Source organism: Pseudomonas sp. GD03875 (genome assembly GCF_029840585.1).
GTDB lineage: Bacteria > Pseudomonadota > Gammaproteobacteria > Pseudomonadales > Pseudomonadaceae > Aquipseudomonas > Aquipseudomonas paralcaligenes.
In genome coordinates, this window is record NZ_JAOCCV010000023.1 from 35,590 (window position 1) to 55,566 (window position 19,977).

The 19,977-nt window shown below is 68.3% G+C and carries 17 protein-coding genes and 1 riboswitch; of the genes, 4 read left to right on the forward strand and 13 right to left on the reverse strand.

Going from position 1 to position 19,977, the window contains the following annotated elements; translation table 11 throughout:
• Window positions 1–108: 108 nt before the first annotated feature.
• From N5D30_RS18450 to N5D30_RS18475, 6 genes are all read right to left on the reverse strand, one after another.
• Entirely contained in the window at window positions 109–294 is a 186-nt protein-coding gene (locus N5D30_RS18450; protein ID WP_220812633.1) for a PA3371 family protein, read from the reverse strand.
• Window positions 295–321: 27 nt separating this feature from the next.
• Window positions 322–624, reverse strand: coding sequence for a hypothetical protein (locus tag N5D30_RS18455; protein ID WP_220812632.1), 303 nt, complete (start codon window positions 622–624; stop codon window positions 322–324).
• A 173-nt stretch (window positions 625–797) separates the two neighbouring features.
• The gene (locus N5D30_RS18460; RefSeq protein WP_279910130.1) at window positions 798–1,985 is read right to left on the reverse strand and encodes a hybrid sensor histidine kinase/response regulator; all 1,188 of its coding nucleotides are present in this window, start codon (window positions 1,983–1,985) and stop codon (window positions 798–800) included.
• Complete coding sequence (locus N5D30_RS18465) at window positions 1,979–2,593, reverse strand: chemotaxis protein CheB (RefSeq protein ID WP_279910131.1); 615 nt, start codon at window positions 2,591–2,593, stop codon at window positions 1,979–1,981. The genes N5D30_RS18460 and N5D30_RS18465 overlap by 7 nt, the downstream gene beginning before the upstream one ends.
• Complete coding sequence (locus N5D30_RS18470) at window positions 2,590–3,399, reverse strand: protein-glutamate O-methyltransferase CheR (RefSeq protein WP_220812629.1); 810 nt, start codon at window positions 3,397–3,399, stop codon at window positions 2,590–2,592. Before N5D30_RS18470 ends, N5D30_RS18465 begins: the two co-directional genes overlap by 4 nt.
• Window positions 3,399–6,890, reverse strand: coding sequence for a response regulator (locus N5D30_RS18475; RefSeq protein ID WP_279910132.1), 3,492 nt, complete (start codon window positions 6,888–6,890; stop codon window positions 3,399–3,401). Before N5D30_RS18475 ends, N5D30_RS18470 begins: the two co-directional genes overlap by 1 nt.
• 126 nt (window positions 6,891–7,016) lie before the next feature.
• Here N5D30_RS18475 and N5D30_RS18480 point away from each other — a divergent pair, with 126 nt between their 5' ends.
• Window positions 7,017–7,412: a response regulator gene (locus tag N5D30_RS18480; protein ID WP_220812627.1), complete on the forward strand. Its 396-nt coding sequence runs from the start codon at window positions 7,017–7,019 to the stop codon at window positions 7,410–7,412.
• A 68-nt stretch (window positions 7,413–7,480) separates the two neighbouring features.
• Window positions 7,481–8,137, forward strand: a complete 657-nt coding sequence (locus N5D30_RS18485) for a DUF3313 domain-containing protein (protein ID WP_279910133.1) — start codon at window positions 7,481–7,483, stop codon at window positions 8,135–8,137.
• A 76-nt stretch (window positions 8,138–8,213) separates the two neighbouring features.
• On the opposite strand, the gene N5D30_RS18490 is transcribed toward N5D30_RS18485, so the two are convergent.
• The 4 genes from N5D30_RS18490 to N5D30_RS18505 form a co-directional block, all read right to left on the reverse strand.
• Window positions 8,214–8,984, reverse strand: a complete 771-nt coding sequence (locus N5D30_RS18490) for an N-acetylmuramoyl-L-alanine amidase (RefSeq protein WP_279910134.1) — start codon at window positions 8,982–8,984, stop codon at window positions 8,214–8,216.
• Window positions 8,985–9,008: 24 nt separating this feature from the next.
• Window positions 9,009–9,602 (reverse strand): MarC family protein, encoded by a 594-nt coding sequence (locus tag N5D30_RS18495; RefSeq protein WP_220812624.1) that lies wholly within the window; start codon window positions 9,600–9,602, stop codon window positions 9,009–9,011.
• Window positions 9,603–9,885: 283 nt separating this feature from the next.
• Window positions 9,886–10,557 (reverse strand): GntR family transcriptional regulator, encoded by a 672-nt coding sequence (locus tag N5D30_RS18500; protein ID WP_279910135.1) that lies wholly within the window; start codon window positions 10,555–10,557, stop codon window positions 9,886–9,888.
• Window positions 10,558–10,621: 64 nt separating this feature from the next.
• The gene (locus N5D30_RS18505) at window positions 10,622–11,563 is read right to left on the reverse strand and encodes a LysR family transcriptional regulator (RefSeq protein ID WP_279910136.1); all 942 of its coding nucleotides are present in this window, start codon (window positions 11,561–11,563) and stop codon (window positions 10,622–10,624) included.
• A gap of 189 nt (window positions 11,564–11,752) precedes the next feature.
• Between N5D30_RS18505 and N5D30_RS18510 the strand changes: the two genes are divergently transcribed.
• Both N5D30_RS18510 and oadA read left to right on the forward strand, forming a co-directional pair.
• Window positions 11,753–13,168, forward strand: coding sequence for an acetyl-CoA carboxylase biotin carboxylase subunit (locus N5D30_RS18510; RefSeq protein WP_220812607.1), 1,416 nt, complete (start codon window positions 11,753–11,755; stop codon window positions 13,166–13,168).
• Window positions 13,169–13,178: 10 nt separating this feature from the next.
• Window positions 13,179–14,984, forward strand: coding sequence for a sodium-extruding oxaloacetate decarboxylase subunit alpha (gene oadA, locus N5D30_RS18515; protein ID WP_279910137.1), 1,806 nt, complete (start codon window positions 13,179–13,181; stop codon window positions 14,982–14,984).
• 902 nt (window positions 14,985–15,886) lie between these two features.
• Here the strand turns inward: oadA and N5D30_RS18520 are convergent.
• From N5D30_RS18520 to N5D30_RS18530, 3 genes are read right to left on the reverse strand one after another with little or no spacing between them, the layout of a single operon-like run.
• Complete coding sequence (locus tag N5D30_RS18520) at window positions 15,887–16,804, reverse strand: ABC transporter substrate-binding protein (protein ID WP_347881220.1); 918 nt, start codon at window positions 16,802–16,804, stop codon at window positions 15,887–15,889.
• On the reverse strand, window positions 16,801–17,514 hold the full coding sequence (locus N5D30_RS18525; RefSeq protein WP_279910138.1) for a (2Fe-2S) ferredoxin domain-containing protein: 714 nt from the start codon (window positions 17,512–17,514) through the stop codon (window positions 16,801–16,803). The genes N5D30_RS18520 and N5D30_RS18525 overlap by 4 nt, the downstream gene beginning before the upstream one ends.
• A gap of 7 nt (window positions 17,515–17,521) precedes the next feature.
• The gene (locus tag N5D30_RS18530; RefSeq protein ID WP_279910160.1) at window positions 17,522–19,408 is read right to left on the reverse strand and encodes a TonB-dependent receptor; all 1,887 of its coding nucleotides are present in this window, start codon (window positions 19,406–19,408) and stop codon (window positions 17,522–17,524) included.
• A 146-nt stretch (window positions 19,409–19,554) separates the two neighbouring features.
• Window positions 19,555–19,764: riboswitch (cobalamin riboswitch) on the reverse strand.
• Window positions 19,765–19,977 lie beyond the last annotated feature (213 nt).

The window sequence follows — 19,977 nt, forward strand, 5'->3', positions numbered from 1 at the left end:
GTGTAGGGTGTCGCGGGGCCGTCCAGGTTGTGCGCACCGGGAAGACCTTGTGAGGTGCGCATAGCGCACCCTACGGGACAGAGGGGTCGGGGCGTTCCGGGATTGGTTTCAGCGCAGGATCGGATCGAACTTGAAGCGGCGGCCCGCCATCAGAGCCACCAGGAAGGCCAGGCCGAAGAAGCCTGCGGCACATTTGAGCGCCAGCGCGGGGATCTCTTCCAGGCCGGGGTTCAGCCACAGAGTGAACAGGCTCAACAGAGTCATGATCAGCAGGAAGATGGCGCTTCTGGACATGGCGGGATTCCTGGTCGGTCAGAGTCGTCAGAACACCCAGCGCGGGGTGCTGTCTGCGGGACTCGGCTGGCGCGTGGCGGTGTCGGTCTCGCCCTGGTCGGAAATGCGCAGCCACTGGCCATCCTCGCGAGCGGCGCGGGAGGCCTGCCGGCGCAGCTCGCCGAAGCCTTCCAGCAGCGCGCTGGTGCGAGTGTCACTGACCATGGAGGTGGAGACGGTAAGTTCGGCGGTCTTGGCGGCGGCGCCGGCCGAACCGGTGAGATCGGTGGCGTAAGCTCCGTTGACCAGCAATGCAGCGGCGCAGAACAGGCTCAGTCGGACAGTGTGCATGGCGCTTCTCCATTAGCGATCAGTCGGGGCTTACGTGACTGATGTTGCAGCGCTCGTGCCAGTCTTTTGCTGGTATTAATCTCCTTTAAAATCAAGTAGTTATGTTTATGCGCGCCAGCATGTGCCATGCGCTTTGCAAGATGCACGATGCATGGCGCATGCAATTTGCACGATCAGGCCCGGTGCGGCAGCACGACGGTGAAGCACGACCCCTCGCCGAGGCGGCTGCTCAGCTCGATACGCCCGCCGTGGGCCTGGACGATCTGTTCGCTGATGAACAGGCCCAGCCCCAGCCCCTGGGCAACGCTGGTACCGGCCACCCGCTCGAACTGCTCGAACACCCGCCGCTGGTCCGCCTCGGAGATGCCCATGCCCTGGTCGCGCACCTCGGAGCGGACGAAATCGTCCTCCACCTTGACCCGCACCGATACCGGCTTGCCGTCACCGTAGCGCAGCGCGTTGGTCAACAGGTTGGCCAGCACCTGCTCGATGCGGAACTCGTCCATCAGCACCGGCGCGGGCCCTTCCACTTCCAGTTCGATATGGCTGCCGGCGCTGGCGAACTGCGCGGCCAGGCTTTCCACCACGTTGCCGGCCAGCACGCCGAGGTCGGCCGGCTGCGGGCGTACGGACAGCTTGCCAGTGCGGATGCGCGAGACATCGAGCATGTCGTCGATCAGCCGGGTCAGGCTGCGGATTTGCCGCTCGTCGCGGGCGACCATCTCGCGCAGCTTCTCCAGGGTGAAGGCGTCGTCGCGGCCCTGCTGCAGGCGCAGCTTGCGCAGCTGCACGTCGAGGATCAGGCCGTTGAGCGGCGTGCGCAGTTCGTGGGAGGCGATGGACATGAACACGTCGCGCATCTGCACCGCCTTCTGCAGCTCGGCCTGGGTCTCGCGCAGCTCGGCGAGCAGCGCTTCCTGCTCGCGGCGCCCGGCCTCCAGGTCCTCCAGCTGCAGGCTCAGGGCCTTGCGGTGGCGGTACAGCTCGACGAACATTGCCACCTTGCTGCGCACCTCGTAGGGCGACAGCGGCTTGTGCAGGAAGTCCACCGCGCCGCTCTCGTAGCCCTTGAAGGCGTAGTCCATCTCGCGCCCGACGGCGCTGACGAAGATGATCGGGATGTGCTTGGTCTTCTCCGTGCCGCGCATCAGCTCGGCCAGCTCGAAGCCGTTCATGCCCGGCATCTTGACGTCGAGGATGGCCAGGGCGAACTCGTGTTCGAGCAGCAGCGACAGCGCCTCGTCGGCGCTGCTGGCCTGGAACACCGTGCGGTCCTCGCCCTGTATCAGCGACTGCAGGGCCAGCAGGTTCTCCGGCAGGTCGTCGACGATCAACAGCTTGGCTTCAATCTTCCTCAGCATGGCATGGCATCCAGTTCGGCCAGCAGCGGGCGCATGGTGGCGATGGGCAGGAGAAAGTCCGGTTGCAGCAGCGCCAGCGCCGCCTCCGGCATGGTGGGTACCTGAGCGTCGGACGGCTCCTGCACCAGAGTCAAGCCGCCGGCTCGCTGGATGGCCAGCATTCCGGCCGCGCCATCCTCGTTGGCGCCGGTGAGCAGGGCGCCGGCCAGCCGCTCGCCATAGGCGTCGGCGGCGGATTCGAAGAGGATATCGATCGACGGGCGCGAGAAATGCCGCGGCTCCTCGCGGCTGAGCGAGAAGCTGCGGTCGGTCTCGATGGACAGGTGGTAGCCGGCCGGCGCCACGTAGACCACGCCGCCGCGCAGGCCTTCCTTGTCCTCGGCCTCCTTGGCCGGCAGCGCCAGGCGCTGGGCGAGCAGCTCGGCGAGCAGGCTGTCGCTGCGGTCCGGCAGGTGCAGCAGGCAGACCACCGGCAGCCGGTAGTCCGCAGGCAGCTCGGCGAGCAGCTGCAGCAGCGCTTCCACGCCGCCGGCCGAGGCGCCGATCACCAGCGCCTCCAGCGGGGCCCGGGTCTGGCCGCGCAGGATGATCCGCCGCTGGCCGTTCATCGCTTGCGGAAGATCCGCTCGGGGCGCGCAAGCGCCTCGAACTGCTTGGCGTAGGCGGAGAAGTCGATGCTTTCCTTGCTGCCCAGGCCGAGGAAGCCACGGTGGCAGAGCGAGTCGTGGAACAGGCCGAGCGCGCGGTCCTGCAGGTCGCGGTTGAAGTAGATCAGCACGTTGCGGCAGGACACCAGGTGGGTCTCGGCGAACACGCTGTCGGTAGCCAGGCTGTGATCGGCGAAGGTCACGTTGGCGCGCAGCGACTTGTCGAACAGGACCCGGTCGTAGGCCGCCGAGTAGTAGTCGGAGAACGCCCGCTTGCCGCCGGAGAGCTGGTAGTTCTGGGTGTAGGTGCGCAGGTTGTCGAGGGCGAAGATGCCCTGCTCGGCCTTCTCCAGCGAGTGCGGGTTGATGTCCGTGGCGTAGATCATGGTGCGCTCCAGCAGGCCTTCCTCGCGCAGCAGGATGGCCAGCGAATACACCTCCTCGCCGGTGCTGCAGCCGGCCACCCAGACCTTCAGCGAGGGGTAGGTGTGCAGCAGCGGCACCACCTGCTCGCGCAGGGCCAGGAAGTAGCTCGGGTCGCGGAACATCTCGCTGACCGGGATGGTGAGGTACTGCAGCAGCTGCATGAACGCCTTGGGGTCGTGCAGGATGCGCTCCTGCAGCGCCGAGATGGTCGGGCAGTCCAGCTGGGCCTGCGCCTGGCGCACCCGGCGCTTCAGCGAGGCCCCCGCATAGTCGCGGAAGTCGTAGCTGTAGCGCAGGTAGATCGCCTCGATCAGCAGGCGCAGTTCGATCTCGTCGGGCATCAGAGGCGTTCCAGCTTGGGCATCCATACGCGGATCAGGGAGAACAGGCGGTCGAGGTCGATGGGCTTGGCCAGGTAGTCGTTGGCGCCGGCCTCGCGGCAGCGTTCCTGGTCGTCCTTCATCGCCTTGGCCGTCACCGCGATGATCGGCAGGTTCTTCCAGCGCGCCTCCTGACGAATCTGCCGGGTGGCCTCGTAGCCGTCCATCTCCGGCATCATCACGTCCATCAGCACCAGGTCGATGTCGTCGTGCTCGCGCAGCTTGGCCAGCGCCTCGATGCCGTTGCGCGCCACCTCCACCGCCGCGCCCTTCTGCTCCAGCGCGCTGGACAGGGCGAAGATGTTGCGCACGTCGTCGTCCACCAGCAGCAGGCGGCGGCCCTCGAACACCTTGTCGCGGCTGCGCGCGGTCTTGAGCATGCGCTGGCGCTCGCTGGACAGCTCGGCCTCGACCTTGTGCAGGAACAGGGTGACTTCGTCCAGCAGCCGCTCCGGCGAGCGCGCGCCCTTGATGATGATCGAGCGCGAGTACTTGAGCAGCTCGGCTTCCTCGTCGCGGGTCAGGTTGCGCCCGGTGTAGACGATCACCGGCGGCAACGAGCAGATGTCCTCCTCGGCCATGCGTCGCAGCAGCTCGTTGCCCTGCATGTCGGGCAGCTTGAGGTCGATGATCATGCAGTCGAACACCGTCTCGCGCAGCTTCTCCAGCGCCTCGCCGGCGAACGCCACGGCGGTGATCTCGATGTCCTCGTCGCCGATCAGGCGGGCGATGCTGTCGCGCTGCAGCGGGTCGTCCTCCACCAGCAGCACGCGCTTGACCTGCTGGTTGAGCTTGGCCTCGAGCTTGCCGAACACCTCCTTGAGCTGCTCGCGGCTGGTGGGCTTGAGCGCATAACCCACCGCGCCCAGGAGCAGGGCCGCCTCGCTGTGGTCTTCCACCGACACCCCGTGGACCGGGATGTGGCGGGTCTGGGCGTCGTCCTTCAGGCGTTGCAGCACGCCGAGGCCGGAGCCGTCGGGCAGGTGCATGTCGAGCAGGATGGCGTCCGGGCGGAACTGGCGGGCCAGCTCCAGGCCCTCGTCGGCGCAGGTGGCCACCAGGCAGGCGTAGCCCAGCTCGTGGGCCAGGTCGAAGAGGATGCGGGCGAAGCGCTCCTCGTCCTCCACCACCAGCACGCGCCGGCCGCCGCGTTCGGCCAGGTGCTCGCGGTCGTCCTCGAACGGCGCCTGCGGGCGCGGCGCGGCGGGCACCGCAGCCGGCGCGGCTGGCGCGACCGGGGTCGGCAGCGGGGCCAGGGCGAGTGGCGCCGGCTCGGCATGGCGGCCCTCCACCAGCCGCTCGGGCAGCAGCAGGGTGAAGGTGCTGCCCTCGCCGGCCACGCTGCTCACGCCGATGGAGCCGCCGAGCAGGCGGGCCAGGTCGCGGGAAATCGACAGGCCCAGGCCGGTGCCGCCGTAGCGCCGATTGGTGGTGCCGTCGGCCTGGCGGAAGGCCTGGAAGATCACTTCCTGCTGGTCCGCGGCGATGCCGATGCCGGTATCGCGCACGGCGAAGGCCAGGGTCTGGTCGTCGTGGCGCGACACGCTCAGGGTCACGCCGCCGTGCTCGGTGAACTTGAAGGCGTTGGCCAGCAGGTTGCGCAGGATCTGCTCGGCGCGCTGGCGGTCGGTGAACAGCACCTCCGGCACGCCGGCGTGCAGCTCCACCTCGAAGGTCAGGCCGCGCTCGCGGGCCTGCGGCCCGAACACGTCGCGCAGGCCTTCGAGCATGCTGGCCAGTGGCGTGCGCTCGGGGCGCACCTCGAGCTTGCCGGCCTCGACCTTGGCGATGTCGAGGATGTCGTTGATCAGGTTGAGCAAGTCGTTGCCGGCCGAGTAGATCGACTCGGCGAACTTGACCTGCTCGGCGTCCAGGTTGCCCTGCGGGTTCTCCGCCAGCAGCTTGGCCAGGATCAGCGAGCTGTTCAGCGGCGTGCGCAGCTCGTGGCTCATGTTGGCGAGGAATTCGGACTTGTAGCGGCTGGCGCGCTGCAGTTCCTCGGCGCGCTCCTCCAGCTGGGCCTGAATGCGGCCGAGGGTGGTGTTGCGCTGGTCCAGCTCGTCGCGCTGGTCGGCCAGCACCTGGGTCTGCTCGGACAGCTTCTCGTTGGTCTGCTCCAGCTCGGCCTGCTGGGTCTCCAGATGGGCCTGGGACTCCTTGAGCACGCGGGCCTGCTGTTCCAGTTCCTCGTTGGCGGCGCGCAGCTCCTCCTGCTGGGTCTGCAGCTCCTCGTTGAGCTGCTGGGTTTCGGCCAGCACTTCCTGCAGGCGCTGGCGATAGCGCGAGGCCTCCAGCGAGGTGCCGACGCTGCCGGCGATGGCTTCGAGGAACTCGCGCTCGCGCGGCTCCAGCACGCGCATGAAGGCCAGCTCGACCACGCCGTTGACCCGGTCCTCCGATTGCAGCGGCACCAGGGCGACGCTGACCGGCTGGCCTTCGCCGAGGCTGGAGGCGACCTTGATGTAGTCCTCCGGCAGGTTGTCCAGGCACACCAGGCGGCGACTCAGGGCGACCTGCCCGACCAGGCCCTCGCCGCGGTAGAACTGTTCCTTGAGGGTGGCGTCGCCGCTGAAGCCGTAGCCGGCGACGCGCTGCAGGTCGCCGGTCTGGGCGTCGCGCAGGTACAGCGCGGCCACCACGCAGCCGAGGTAGTCGGCGAGGAACTCCAGGGAGCGGTCGGCCAGTTCCTGCACCTGCTGCTGGCCGAGCAGACGCTCCGACAGTTGCGTCTGGCCGCCGCGCAGCCAGGCGCGCTGGCGCTGTTCCTCGGCGTAGTCGGCCTGCTTGGCCATGGCGATCGAGTAGGTGCGCGACAGGTTCAGCAGCTCGCGGCGGCCGAACAGGGCCAGCAGGCCGCTGAACAGGATGCTGACCAGCAGGTAGGCGCCGGTGCCCCAGGTGGTGGTGGTGCTGACTTCGGTGCTGCGCTGCTGGCGCAGGTCGCGCTCGGTGCCGATGAAGTTGTCCAGCTCGCGGCGCATGCCGTCCGTGAGGCTCTTGCCGCGGCCGCGACCCACTTCCTCGAGGAAGTCGCCACCACCGCGCCGGCTGCCGATCACCTCCTGGGCGTACAGGTCCCACTGCTCCTGCAGGGCCAGCACGCGCTGGGCGCGCTGTACCTGGGGCGGGTTGTCGGCCACCAGTTCGGCGAGCTGTTCGGTCAGCGGGCGGAACTTGCCGCGGGCCAGCTCGTAGGGCGCGAGGTAGTCCTCGTTGCCGCTGAGCAGGAAGCCGCGCATGCCGGTCTCCATGTCGAGGCTCAGCTTGTACACCTCGCTGGCCTTGTTCAGCACCTGGTCGGTGTGCTCGACCCAGCGGATCACATTGAGCAGGTAGCCGATCACTGCGGCGAAGAACAGGGCGCCGACCAGTCCCAGGCCGAGCGGCAGCCCGACGTTGCGGCTGAGAATTCGGCGGAAACTTTCCTCGTCCATTGCGGACTCATTCGACATTGGGACGTCCATTCACTGATTGTCTCGCTGCTTCTTATCCGGGGTGCGTGTGGCACACTGACAGCGTGCGTCTCCCGAAAGTTTGCCAAACATTTGCGCATTCCGCGCGCCGAAACAGAGAACCCCATGACCGAGACCGACTCCACCGCCGCAAAGACCGTTCTGCTGGTCGAAGACGATGACGTCGTCCGCCAACTCACCGTGGAGGTGCTCGAAGAGTTCGGCTACCGCGTCCATGCCCTGCGCGACGGCCCCAGCGCGCTCGAAGTGCTGCGCGGGGACCAGCCGTTCGACCTGCTGATGAGCGACATCGGCCTGCCCGGCATGGACGGGCGCGCGCTGGTCGAGGCCGCGCGTCAGCTGCGGCCGACCCTGCCGGTACTGTTCGCCAGCGGCTACAGCGAGCGCGAACTGCTCGATGAGGTGCGTGCCCGCGACACCGCCGCCGCCACCGACAGCATCGTCAAGCCCTACGATCTCAACCTGCTGGCCAGTCGTCTGGGCGAACTGGCCGGCGGCTAGCCGCGCCTGGCGGGGCGGCGGAGCGGCATCTAGGCTGGACGGACGCCCCCGGACAGGAGAGTCCGCCGATGCACCACGCCAATCCGCTTTGCCTGGGTCTGCTCGCCGGCGTTCTGCTGGCCGGCTGCGCCAGCCAGACCACCCAACCCTCCCAGTACTCCGGCTTCCTCGCCGACTATTCGCAGCTGCGGCCAACGACCTCGGCCAGCGGCGCGCCGGTGATGCGCTGGGTCTCGCCGGACTTCAAGGACGCCGACTACCGCTCGGTCTACGTGGAGCAGCCGGTGTTTCACCCGGCGCCGAAGCCCAGCGACCAGGTCAGCCAGGACACCCTCGACCGGGTTGCCGACTATCTGCGGCAGGCCATCGCGCGCGAGGTCTCCCAGCGTATGCCGGTGGTCGACACACCCGACCGGGACAGCCTGGTGCTGCGCAGCGCCATCACCGGGGTGGACGTCTCGGCCGAGGGCCTGCATGCCTACGAGGTGATCCCCATCGCCCTGGTGCTGGCCGCCGCCAACACGGCCGCCGGCACGCGGGACCGCGACACCGTAATCTATGTGGAAATGGAAGCCGTCGCCGCGCGCGACGGCCAGCCCATGGTGCGCGTGGTACGCAAGGGCCACGGCCTGCAGCTGGAGAACAGCGACACGAGGCTGACCCTGGACGACCTCAGGCCGGCCCTCGATACCTGGGCCCGGGACGCGCGCAGCTTCAAGCCCTGATCAATTCCACGTAGGGTGCGCCGCGCGCACCGCCTCGGCGTCATCGCGGTGCGCGCGGCGCACCCTACCGGTGGGGCTAGGGCTGCAGCACCTGCAAAATCGCCGCGCTCTCCGCGTCCGGCTCGCCGTCGTAGCGCGCCGGGCGGTACTTCATCTGGAAGGCGATCAGCACGTTGCGGGTGGCCTGGTCGAGGATGCCGGTGCGCGGCACCGCGTAGCCGAGCTTGTGCAGCTGCTCCTGGAACCAGATCACCTCCGGCAGCGCGGCGGCGAAGCGGGCCTGCTCGCGGGCCACCGCGGCGGGCTCCGGCCAGCGGATCAGGCCGGCGTCCGCCAGGCGCTTCCAGGGGAACAGCGGGCCCGGATCGACCTTGCGCTGGGGAGCGATGTCGCTGTGCCCGATGATGCTGTCGACCGGCAGGTCGTGGCGCTTCACCAGGTCCTTGAGCAGGGCGATCAGCGTTTCGATCTGCGCCTCGCCATAGGGTTGCCAGTAGCGCCCGGCCGGGCCTTCGTAATAGCCCTGGTTGACCAGCTCGATGCCGATGGTGCTCGCATTGAGCCAGGTGCGGCCCTGCCATTCGCTGTCGCCGGCGTGCCAGGCGCGGCGGTCCTCGTCGACCAGGCGGTAGATCCTCGCCGAGCCGTCGTCGATCAGGTAGTGCGCGCTGACCTCGCCCCGGGTCAGCAGCGCCAGGGAGCGCAGCAGGTCGGTGGAGGTGTAGTGCAGCACGATGTACTGCACCCGGCTGCTCTGGCCCTGGGCGCGCAGGCTGTCGTCGATGCGCAGGCCGCTGGCGCAGCCGGCGAGGAGCAGGGCGGAGAGGACGAGGGCGACGGCTTTCATCGGCAACGGGTCATCTGTTCGGTATCAGGGGGCGATGTGCAGGATGCTCTGCAGGTTGTCCAGCAGCATGTCGACGCTGAGCATGATCAGCAACATGCCGGTCAGCCGCTCCACGGCGGTGAGGCCGCGCGGGCCGAGGAACTTCTGCAGCCAGGAGGCCTGCAGCAGGATGCTGGCGGTGGCCAGCCAGGCCAGGCCGACCGCCAGGTACAGCTCCCAGATCGGGCCTTCGTAGGTGCTGCGCAGGGTCATCAGGATCGCCAGCGCCGAGGGGCCGGCCACCGCCGGCGTGGCTAGCGGCACCAGCAGCGGCTCGCCGTCCGGCAGGTCGCCCAGCACGCCCTCCGGGCGGGGGAAGATCAGGCGCATGGCGATGACGAACAGGATGATGCCGCCGGCGATGGCCGTGGCCTCGCGCGACAGGCCCAGGCCGCTGAGCAGCTTCTCGCCGAAGGTGAGGAAGATCATCAGCAGCACCAGCGCCAGCAGCAGCTCGCGCAGCGCCACGCGCACACGCCGCTCCGGGGCGACGTTCTTCAGGGCGGCCAGGAAGATGGCGATGTTGCCGAACGGGTCGGTGACCAGAAACACCAGTACGGCGATGCCGAATAGATCCATGGGTGACTCTCGGATGATGGACGGAGGCCGGCGGGGCGATAGGGGTGGCCGGCACGGAACGGGATGCAGTTTACCGGCTGGGGCGCGTCCGGGGTCCGACTTTACATCGTAGGTTGGTTTTTGAGCTGCCTGTACGGCAGTGAAGGGCCTGTCCGCCCAACGTGACACCCGAGGTCTTTTCTGAGCTGCCTATACGGCAGTGAAGAAGTGATCGCCCAGGCCACCGTGGCGCGTAACTTTCTGAGCTGCCTATACGGCAGTAAAAACGGTACACGCAGCGTATCTAGGCCCGGTTGGGCAGGTGCTCGTACAGGGTCTCGCAGACGCCGTTGATGTGCTCCTCGATCAGCCGGGCGGCGGCCTCGGCGTCGCCCGCGCGGCAGGCGGCGATGATGTCGCGGTGCTCGTGGTCGGCGCGGTCCTTGCCTTCGGACAGGCTCATCTGCATGCGCAGGTAGCGCTCCAGCTTGTCGTGGATCGAGCGGATCAGGTTGACCAGGAAGGGGCGCTGCGCCGGCTCGTAGAGACAGGCGTGCAGCTGCCAGTTGAGTTCGGCCCAGCGGCCGACGTCCTCCTCGCCGAGGAAGGCCTCGCAGATGCGTTCGGCGGCGGCGAAGGTCTCCTCGGTCATGTTCGGCACCGCCAGACGGATGGCGCGCATTTCCAGCAGCACCCGCACCTCGAACATCTGCGCCATCTCCGGCTCGGAGATGCGCGTGACCACCGCGCCCTTGTTGCGCTGGAACATCACCAGCCCTTCGGCTTCCAGGCGCTTGAGCGCCTCGCGCACGGGAATCTTGCTGACGTTGAACAGCTGGGCGATGTCGTCCTGGCGGATCGGCTCGTCCTCGGCGAAATGGCCGGAGATGATCGCGTCGCGCAGGTGTTTGGCGATGACCTCGGATGCGGCGGGAACTATCCCCAGATTGGGAGCGTTGAATCGAGGTAGAGGCACGGCGCGTCACCGAGTCGGGCTGGCTGATGCGAATATCATATACGAAATTCCCCTGACTGCCGGCTCAGCCCGCCCGGCCGAAGCGCTGTTCCAGTTCGGCGATCTGCGCGCGCTCGCCGCGGATGAAGTCGCGGAAGGCCTGGGCCACCGGCGACAGGCGCTTGCCGCGGCCGTGCACCACGCACCAGCTGCGTTGCAGCGGCAGCTCTTCGACCGGCAGTTCACGCAGCAAGCCCCGGGCCAGTTCCAGGCGCACCGCGTGGCGCGGCAGCAGGGCCAGGCCGAGGCCGGCGATGGTCGCCTCCACCTGGGCTTCGGTGGAACCTATCTCCACCGTCTGGGCGAAGTGTGCGCGCTTCTGGTGACAATACTCCTCGCAGGCCCGGCGAGTGCCCGAGCCGGGCTCGCGGACCAGCAGCGGGAACGGCGTGAGGTCGCTCAGGCGCAGCTTCTCCAGGGCGCACAGCGGGTGCTGCGGCGGCGCCACGGCGACGATCGGGTTGTTGAGGAAAGGGAAGAAGTCCAGCGGCTGGTCGCCGGGCGGCTGGGACATGATCAACAGGTCGTCGCGGCTCGCCGACAGGCGGCGCACCGCCTGGCCGTGGTTGACCACCACCAGTTGCAGGCCGACCTCCGGGTGCTGCGCGCGGAAGGCGGCGAACAGGTGCGGCACCAGGTACTTGGCGCTGGACTCCACGGCTAGGGTGAGCTGGCCCTGCAGCGAGCCCTGCAGGTCGGAGAGCTGCATGTCCAGCGCCTCCAGGCGGCCGAACACGTCCTCGCTGGCGCGCAGCAGGGCCTCGGCGGCGGGGGTCAGATAGAGCTTCTTGGCGACGTAGTCGAACAGCGGCTGGCCGACTAGCTCTTCCAGCTGGCGAATCTGCAGGCTCACCGCCGGCTGGGTCAGCGCCATTTCCTCGGCGGCGCGGCTGTACGAACGGCTCTCGCACACCGCGCGGAAAATCTGTAGTTGGCGAAATGTCATTCGCATCAATGACTTGCGCATTTCTATCGACCCGGAAGCGGCTCATTTCGCCACGACTATAAGTCTTTGCTAATGGTCATCCAAATGATTATTGATTTTGGGTAATTCATCGACGGCGCTACCTTGAAAGCAAGACCGCCTCGGGCTGCGCGGTCATTCGTGGACCGCTCTGTCGCGGTCCTTTGCTCACGTGATCGAGGAACCAGGCTCGTGATCAAGAAGATTCTCATCGCCAACCGGGGCGAGATCGCGGTGCGCATCGTGCGCGCTTGCGCCGAGATGGGCATCCGCTCGGTGGCCGTCTACTCCGAGGCGGACCGCCAGGCGCTGCACGTCAAGCGTGCCGACGAGGCACACAGCGTCGGCGACGACCCGCTGGCCGGCTACCTCAACCCGCGCAAGCTGGTGAACCTGGCCGTGGAAACCGGCTGCGACGCCCTCCACCCGGGCTATGGCTTCCTCTCGGAGAATGCCGAGCTGGCGGAAATCTGCGCCGAGCGCGGCATCAAGTTCATCGGCCCGAGCGCGGAAGTGATCCGCCGCATGGGTGACAAGACCGAGGCGCGGCGCAGCATGATCGCCGCCGGCGTGCCCTGCACCCCGGGCACCGAGGGCAACGTCGCCGACATCGCCGAGGCGCTGTCCGAGGCCGAGCGTATCGGCTATCCGGTGATGCTCAAGGCCACTTCCGGCGGCGGCGGCCGCGGCATCCGCCGCTGCAACAGCCGCGAGGAACTGGAGTCGGCCTTCCCCCGGGTGATCTCCGAGGCGACCAAGGCGTTCGGCTCGGCCGAGGTGTTTCTGGAGAAGTGCATCGTCAATCCGAAGCACATCGAGGCGCAGATTCTCGCCGACAGCTTCGGCAACACCGTGCACCTGTTCGAGCGCGATTGCTCGATCCAGCGCCGCAACCAAAAGCTGATCGAGATCGCCCCCAGCCCGCAGCTGACCCCTGAGCAGCGCGCCTACATCGGCGACCTGGCGGTGCGCGCGGCCAAGGCGGTGGGCTACGAGAACGCCGGCACCGTGGAGTTCCTGCTCGCCGACGGCGAGGTGTACTTCATGGAGATGAACACCCGGGTCCAGGTGGAGCACACCATCACCGAGGAAATCACCGGCATCGACATCGTTCGCGAGCAGATCCGCATCGCCTCCGGGCTGGAGCTGTCGGTGAAGCAGGAGGACATCTTCCACCGCGGCTTCGCCCTGCAATTCCGCATCAACGCCGAGGACCCGAAGAACAACTTCCTGCCCTCGTTCGGCAAGATCACCCGCTACTACGCCCCCGGCGGCCCCGGCGTGCGCACCGACACGGCGATCTACACCGGCTACACCATCCCGCCGTACTACGACTCCATGTGCCTGAAGCTGATCGTCTGGGCGCTGACCTGGGAGGAGGCGCTGGACCGAGGCCTGCGCGCGCTGGACGACATGCGCGTGCAGGGCGTGCGCACCACCGCGCCCTACTACCAGGAAATCCTGCGCAACCCCGAGTTCCGCAGCGGCCAGTTCAACACCAGCTTCGTCGAGAGCCACCCGGAGCTGACCCAGTATTCGATCAAGCGCGAACCGTCGCACCTGGCCCTCGCCATCGCCACCGCCATCGCCGCGCACGCCGGCCTGTGAGGAACGAACAATGAGCAAGAAGATCACCGTTACCGACACCATCCTGCGCGACGCCCACCAGTCGCTGATCGCCACCCGCATGCGCACCGAGGACATGCTGCCGATCTGCGACAAGCTGGACCGGGTCGGCTACTGGTCGCTGGAGGTCTGGGGCGGCGCCACCTTCGACGCCTGCGTGCGCTTCCTCAAGGAAGACCCGTGGGAGCGCCTGCGCCAGCTCAAGGCGGCGCTGCCCAACACCCGCCTGCAGATGCTCCTGCGCGGGCAGAACCTGCTCGGCTACCGCCACTACAGCGACGACGTGGTGCGCGCCTTCGTGGCCAAGGCCGCGGTCAACGGCATCGACGTGTTCCGCATCTTCGACGCGATGAACGACGTGCGTAACCTGCGCGTCTCCATCGAGGCGGTGAAGGCCGCCGGCAAGCACGCCCAGGGCACCATCAGCTACACCACCAGTCCCGTGCACACGGTCGAGGCTTTCGTCGCCCAGGCCCGGGCCATGCAGGCCATGGGCATCGACTCCATCGCGATCAAGGACATGGCCGGCCTGCTCACGCCCTACGCCACCGCCGATCTGGTCAAGGCGCTCAAGGCCGAGGTCGACCTGCCGGTGTTCGTGCACAGCCACGACACCGCCGGCATGGGCTCGATGTGCCAGCTCAAGGCCATCGAGGCCGGCGCCGACCACATCGATACGGCCATCTCCAGCTTCGCCTGGGGCACCAGCCATCCGGGTACCGAGTCGATGGTCGCCGCCCTGCGCGGCAGCGAGTACGACACCGGCCTGGACCTGGCGCTGATCCAGGAGATCGGCATGTACTTCCACGCCGTGCGCAAGAAGTACCACCAGTTCGAGAGCGAATTCACCGCCGTGGACACCCGCGTGCAGGTCAACCAGGTGCCGGGCGGGATGATGTCCAACCTGGCCAACCAGCTGAAGGAACAGGGCGCGCTCAACCGCATCAACGAGGTGTTCGCCGAGATTCCGCGCGTGCGCGAAGACCTTGGCTTCCCGCCCCTGGTCACCCCGACCTCGCAGATCGTCGGCACCCAGGCGGTGTTCAACGTGCTCGCCGGCGCCCGCTACAAGACCATCACCAACGAGGTGAAGCTGTACCTGCAGGGCCGCTACGGCAAGGCGCCGGGCAAGGTCAACGAGGCGCTGCGCAAGCAGGCCATCGGCAGCGAGGAAGTGATCGATGTGCGCCCGGCCGACCTGCTCAAGCCGGAGATGGCCAAGCTGCGCACGGAGATCGGCAGCCTCGCCAAGAGCGAGGAGGACGTGCTGACCTTCGCCATGTTCCCGGACATCGGCCGCAAGTTCCTCGAGGAACGCGCCGCCGGCACCCTGACCCCGGAAGTGCTACTGCCGATCCCCGAGGCGGGTGGCGTGACCGCGCCCGGCGGCGAGGGCGTGCCGACCGAGTTCGTGGTCGACGTGCACGGCGAGAGCTACCGCGTGGACATCACCGGCGTGGGCGTGAAGGGCGACGGCAAGCGCCACTTCTACCTGTCCATCGACGGCATGCCGGAGGAGGTGGTGTTCGAGCCGCTCAACGACTTCGTCGCCGGTGCCGGGGGCAAGCGCAAGCATGCCAGCGAGCCGGGCGATGTCAGCACCACCATGCCGGGCAACATCGTCGATGTGTTGGTGAAGGAGGGCGACCAGGTCAAGGCCGGCCAGGCCGTGTTGATCACCGAGGCGATGAAGATGGAAACCGAGGTCCAGGCGCCGATCGCCGGCACCGTCAAGGCCATCCACGTGGCCAAGGGCGACCGGGTCAACCCCGGCGAGGTGCTGGTGGAGATCGCCTGACGGCGCAGGGTTCGTCCCATTGGGGGGAGCATCGGGCTCCCCCTTTTTTATGGCGTTGTCCCCGTTACGTATTGCGCGATCAGGCCCTCTATCTGAGCGCTGCAGCTGCCGGCCCCTGGATTCCCGCCTTCGCGGGAATGACGGTTCCGGAAGAATTTCACCCCTACCTCGTCATCCCCGCGCAGGCGGGGATCCAGAAGGGCATGACAACATCGTAGCGGCTGGCAAAAAGCGTCAAGCAACTCGGAGCCGGGGGCCCCGTCAGGAGGCCGAGTGGAGGTGTTGCGCAGGAGGATGAGCCGCATGGATGCGGCGAGAGAACCAGGCGTCCCCCGCTTGAAGATCTATGGATGGTCCTTCAAGCCGGCCCCCAGAGGGCTCCGGAAGAATTTCACCCCTACCTCGTCATCCCCGCGCAGGCGGGGACCCAAAAGAGGTCAGGGCACGACAACATCGTAGCGGCTGGCAAAAAGCGTCAAGCAACTCGGAGCCGGAGTCCCCGTCAGTAGACCGAGTGGAGGTGTTGCGCAGGGGGATGAGCCGCATGGATGCGGCGAGAGAACCAGGCGTCCCCCGCTTGAATATCTATGGATGGTCCTTCAAGCCGGCCCCCGGAGGGCTCCGGAGGAAGGGCAGTCCGTGCCGCCCGGACCCGGATGCCGGAGTGGCCTTCTCTTTGGTTGCTTTCTCCTGGTCCGGGCGGCAATCCGCAGGCAAGAGCAACGAAAGCGGAGTAACAGCCGCAGGGGCGAGCGTAGCGAGTCAAGCGACTCGCGCGGGAGGGCGAAACCAAGACTTTCACTCAGTTGGATAAACAGCTGAGCATCGGTTTGCCAGCTTATCGGTGCGCGCGGCGCACCCTACGATCACATGCCTCCATCTAGGGCTGATACATAGCCTTCTCATGGACCGTAGAGCGCCTCGGCCAGGCGACGGGCCGCCTTGGCGCTGTGCGCGCCGGGGAACAGGTGGGCGATGGGTACCGAGACGAAGCGCTCCTCGCGCACCGCGCGCAGCCTTGAGAGCAGCGGGTCGGCGCGCAGCGCGGCGATCTTTTCCGGCGCCGGCGACCACACCGCATCGGCCAGCAGGATGACGTCCGGGTCTTCCGCCAGCAGCAGCTCCGGGCTGACCACGAAGCCGCGCCGGGCGATGTGGTCGAACGGGTTGCGCGCCCCGGCCGCGCGCATCAGCTCGCCGATGAAGCCTTGCCCGCCCTGGGTGTCCAGGCCCTGGTCCAGGCTGTCGAGGTAGAACACCCGCAGCGGTTCGTGCCCCCGTGACAGCTCGGCGGCGCGCGCCAGTTCCCGCTGTTGCTCGGCGATCAGCACCCGAGCCCGCTCCGCTTGGCCGACCAGGCGGCCCAGGTGGGTCAGGTCCCGCTCGATGCCGGCGAAGAAGGTCTCCGCCCGCTGCGGGCAGGCCGCGTCCAGCAGGTAGCTGGGCATGCCGTTGGCGGCCAGTTCGCCGCGCGACAGCAGGCCCTGGCCGAAGGCCGAGGCGAAGCCGCCGATCACCAGGTCCGGCCGCAGGGCGTAGACGATCTCGGCCGAGGGGTATTTCTCGGCGATCACCGGGATGCCGTGGTAGCGCCCCTGGCGCAGCGCCTCCGGGTCGTCGTCGATGTAGGCCACGCCCAGCACCTGGCGGCTGGCGCCGAGGGCGATCAGCAGGTCGGCGGCGTGCTGGTTGAGCACCAGGATGCGCTGCGCCGGCGCCGCCAGGGTGGCGTCCTGGCCGCAACTGCTGAAGGCGATGGCCGCCTGCAGCGGCGGGCAGGCCAGCGCGAGCAGCAACGCCAGCAGGGTGGGCCTGATCATTCGACTTCCACCAGCAGTTCGGCCACCGGTCGGCCTGCCTCAAGGTGCTCCTGCACCAGGCGCCGCACCTGTTCGGGGTCGCGCAGCGAGTACCAGCAGCGGTCCGGGTACACCGTGAGGATCGGCCCCTGGTTGCAGGGGAACTGGCAGCCGCTGCGGCTCATCAGCACGCCGTGCGGGGTTTCGATCAGGTCGCGGCTGGCCAGCTCCCGGCGCAGGGTCTTCCACAGCGGCAGGGCGCCGCGCCGCACGCAGCGCGGGCCGGTGCAGAGGAACAGGTGGCGCCGGTGCGGTGGCGGCCGCGACCAGTCGGGCTGCGCTGGAATCTCGCCGATGTCCCGGCAGTCCAGCAGCTGGCTCTCGTCCTCCAGCGCGGCGCAGGCAGCGCGGGCGTCCAGGCCCTGGCGGCCCAGCGCCGAGCCGGTGACGCGCAGGCGTGGCGCATGCTCGAACTCGGCGGCGATCGCCGCCAGTTCGCCGCGCAGCCAGTCGAGGTAGGCGCTGTCCGCCGCCGGTTCCAGGTCCGCCACCCGCAGCTCGGTCGCGCCCGCCGCGAGGCAGGCGCGGACCCGTTGCCACAGGGCGTCGAAGGCGTCGCCGGTGTCCACCACGTCCTCGGCGGCAGCCGGGCCGCGCAACTCCAGCAGCTGGCGGCGGAAGGCCTCGCCCTGGGCGCCGCCGAGCGGGCCGGCGAAGATCAGGTTGCGCACGCCGGCCTCAGAAGCGGTAGGTGTAGCGCAGCTCGGCGGTGCGCGGCCGGCCCAGGTTGTCTACCTGGCGGGTGCCGTTGGTGATCCGGCTGGTGGCGTAGTCACGGTCCAGCAGGTTCTCCAGCAGCAGGCTGACGCGGTGTTGCTGGGCGGCGTCCAGGTAGCGGTAGGCGTCGGCGTCCAGCACGGTGTAGTGGCCGTAGTCGTCGCCGGCCGCGCTGACTACCGCGCGCACGTAGCGGGCGGCGGCGCCCACGCCCCAGGCGTCGGCGTCGTAGCCCAGGCGGGTGCGGGCGAAGAAGCTGGGGATGTTGTGGAGGGTCACGCCTTCCCGGGTCTCGATCAGGTTGCGCGTGGCGTCGCCGCTCCAGCTCCAGCCGGGGGCGAAGCGCCACTGGGCGTCGACTTCGAGGCCGCGCACCTCGATCTCGCCGTCGCCGTTGACCCATTGCTCGCCGTGCAGGCTGATCAGGTCGGTGATGTCGCGGCGGAACAGGGTGGCGCTGGCGGTCAGCGGGCCGCCGTCGAAGTCCAGGCCCAGTTCGGCGTTGCGGCTGCGTTCCGGCTTGAGGTCGGGGTTGCCCATCTCCGAGCCGGGCTCGTTGACGTAGAGCTGCTCGGCATTGGGCAGCTTGAAGGCGGTGCCGAACTGGCCGCGCAGCTTCCACTGCTCGTTCAGGTCGTACAGCGAGGTGAGCATCCACACGGTGGCGCCTTCGCCGCCGGACATCTTCTCGCGGCGCACGCCCAGGCTGGGGTGCCAGTCCGGTAGCGCGTCGATCCGCGGGCGCAGCTGGGCGTAGAAGGCGTGGGCCTCGGCCTCGTTGTTGTCGATGATCAGCACGTCGTCCTGGCCCTCGAACCACTGGTTGTCGTTGCCGAATACCAGTTCGTGGCCGCCGGCCAGGATGGCCTTGCCCTCGATCTGCGCGCCCCAGTCGGTGAAGCCCCAGTAGTCGTTGCGGTTGAGCGTACGGGTGCCGCCGCCCTGCAGGTTGTAGATCCGCGTGTAGCGGGTGTCCCAGTCGTTGATGTGGGTCTTGGCGAACCAGCTGAAGTCGTCGCTCAGGCGCTGCTGGAAGGTGGCCGTGGCGATCTGGTGGACGCGGTCGTTGGTGGTGCTGCGGTTGGAGGTGGGGCGGGCGAAGTCCAGGTCGGCCTCGCTGTACTGGTAGAACAGCTCCAGCCGCGCGTCCTCGCCGAAGGCCTGGATCGCCTTGCCGCCCAGGGTGGTCACGTCGTAGGAGCGGCGCTCGTCGCTGACGGTGGCGGTCATGTCGCGGTCGCGGTAGGGCTGGTAGCCCTGCGAGCGGTGGCGGCTGGCGTAGCCGAGCAGGCCCAGGTCGCCGAAGCCGTTGGCGAGCACCCTCTCCACCCGCGCGTCGCCGTTGCGGCCCTTGAAGCTGTCCAGGCCGAGGTTGACCTCGCCGCTGGCGTCGCGGCTCTGCGGACGCCGGGTGACGATGTTGATGACGCCGGACACCGCCTGGGTGCCGAACAGGATGCCCTGGCCGCCCTTGAGCACCTCGATGCGCTCCACCGCGGTGGTCGGCAGGGTGTCCAGATAGATGCCGCCGTACAGGCGGTTGTTCAGGCGCACGCCGTCCAGCAGGATCAGGGTGTCGTCGTTGCGGCCGCCGAGCAGGGAGAAGGTGCCGGTGTCGAACGGGCCGTTCTTTGGCGCCACGTACAGGCCGGGGATGTACATCTGCAGGACGCGGGACAGGTCGGCGCTGGGGCCGGCGCGTTCGATCTGCTCGCGCTCGATAATGTTCAGGTGGCTGCCGTAGCGGGCCATTTCCGCCACGGCGGTGGATTCCACCGAGGGCGCGCTGATGGTCAGGGTGTCCAGGCCCAGGGGCTGCGCCGCCAGGGGCGCGGCGAGGCCGCACAGGAGGATGCCGGTCGCCAGCGGCGCACGGCGGAACAGGGATGAACGGGAAAGAGCCAAGGTGATCGCCTCGAAACGGGTTTCGCAGGCGCGCGCAGACAAGGGCCTCCCGTGCGGGCGGACCATCGGTTACGCCCGCCCACCGCGGGTTTGCCAACAAGGGTCCAGGCCGGTCTCCGGGCTTGCGAGACTTGGGGCGTTCGCCTTCCCATGCCGAAGCACAGTGGCAGAGTGAACACCCGGCTCGCATACCGTTGCGGGGGCAGCGCCGGACTGGCTCGCCGAGGGGCGGAGCATTACCGGCTTCCCGTTTAACTTCGCGCGCGGCGGCGCGAGACACCTGGATCGGCGCGCATGAGACCAGCGTGCCGGCGGCGGGTCAAGTCGCGGTGGGCGTGGCGAGAGTTGTCAGTCCCCGAGAAACCGAGCGGGCGGGGCGATCCGTGGCACTCAAGGGCTGTGTGCCAATTTGTTGCGTGGAGTGCGCCGTGCGCACCGAGCCCTGCGGAGGCTTGCTGGTGCGCGCGGCGCACCCTACGAAGCGGGCATAAAAAAGGGAAGCGCTCGGCTTC

Excerpts from the sequence above, each read along its gene's own strand:
- N5D30_RS18450 (WP_220812633.1), bottom strand. The coding sequence starts at position 294 with ATGTCCAGAAGCGCCATCTTCCTGCTGATCATGACTCTGTTGAGCCTG.
- N5D30_RS18455 (WP_220812632.1), bottom strand. The coding sequence starts at position 624 with ATGCACACTGTCCGACTGAGCCTGTTCTGCGCCGCTGCATTGCTGGTC.
- N5D30_RS18460 (WP_279910130.1), bottom strand. The coding sequence starts at position 1,985 with ATGCTGAGGAAGATTGAAGCCAAGCTGTTGATCGTCGACGACCTGCCG.
- N5D30_RS18465 (WP_279910131.1), bottom strand. The coding sequence starts at position 2,593 with ATGAACGGCCAGCGGCGGATCATCCTGCGCGGCCAGACCCGGGCCCCG.
- N5D30_RS18470 (WP_220812629.1), bottom strand. The coding sequence starts at position 3,399 with ATGCCCGACGAGATCGAACTGCGCCTGCTGATCGAGGCGATCTACCTG.
- N5D30_RS18475 (WP_279910132.1), bottom strand. The coding sequence starts at position 6,890 with ATGTCGAATGAGTCCGCAATGGACGAGGAAAGTTTCCGCCGAATTCTC.
- N5D30_RS18480 (WP_220812627.1), top strand. The coding sequence starts at position 7,017 with ATGACCGAGACCGACTCCACCGCCGCAAAGACCGTTCTGCTGGTCGAA.
- N5D30_RS18485 (WP_279910133.1), top strand. The coding sequence starts at position 7,481 with ATGCACCACGCCAATCCGCTTTGCCTGGGTCTGCTCGCCGGCGTTCTG.
- N5D30_RS18490 (WP_279910134.1), bottom strand. The coding sequence starts at position 8,984 with ATGAAAGCCGTCGCCCTCGTCCTCTCCGCCCTGCTCCTCGCCGGCTGC.
- N5D30_RS18495 (WP_220812624.1), bottom strand. The coding sequence starts at position 9,602 with ATGGATCTATTCGGCATCGCCGTACTGGTGTTTCTGGTCACCGACCCG.
- N5D30_RS18505 (WP_279910136.1), bottom strand. The coding sequence starts at position 11,563 with ATGCGCAAGTCATTGATGCGAATGACATTTCGCCAACTACAGATTTTC.
- oadA (WP_279910137.1), top strand. The coding sequence starts at position 13,179 with ATGAGCAAGAAGATCACCGTTACCGACACCATCCTGCGCGACGCCCAC.
- N5D30_RS18520 (WP_347881220.1), bottom strand. The coding sequence starts at position 16,804 with ATGATCAGGCCCACCCTGCTGGCGTTGCTGCTCGCGCTGGCCTGCCCG.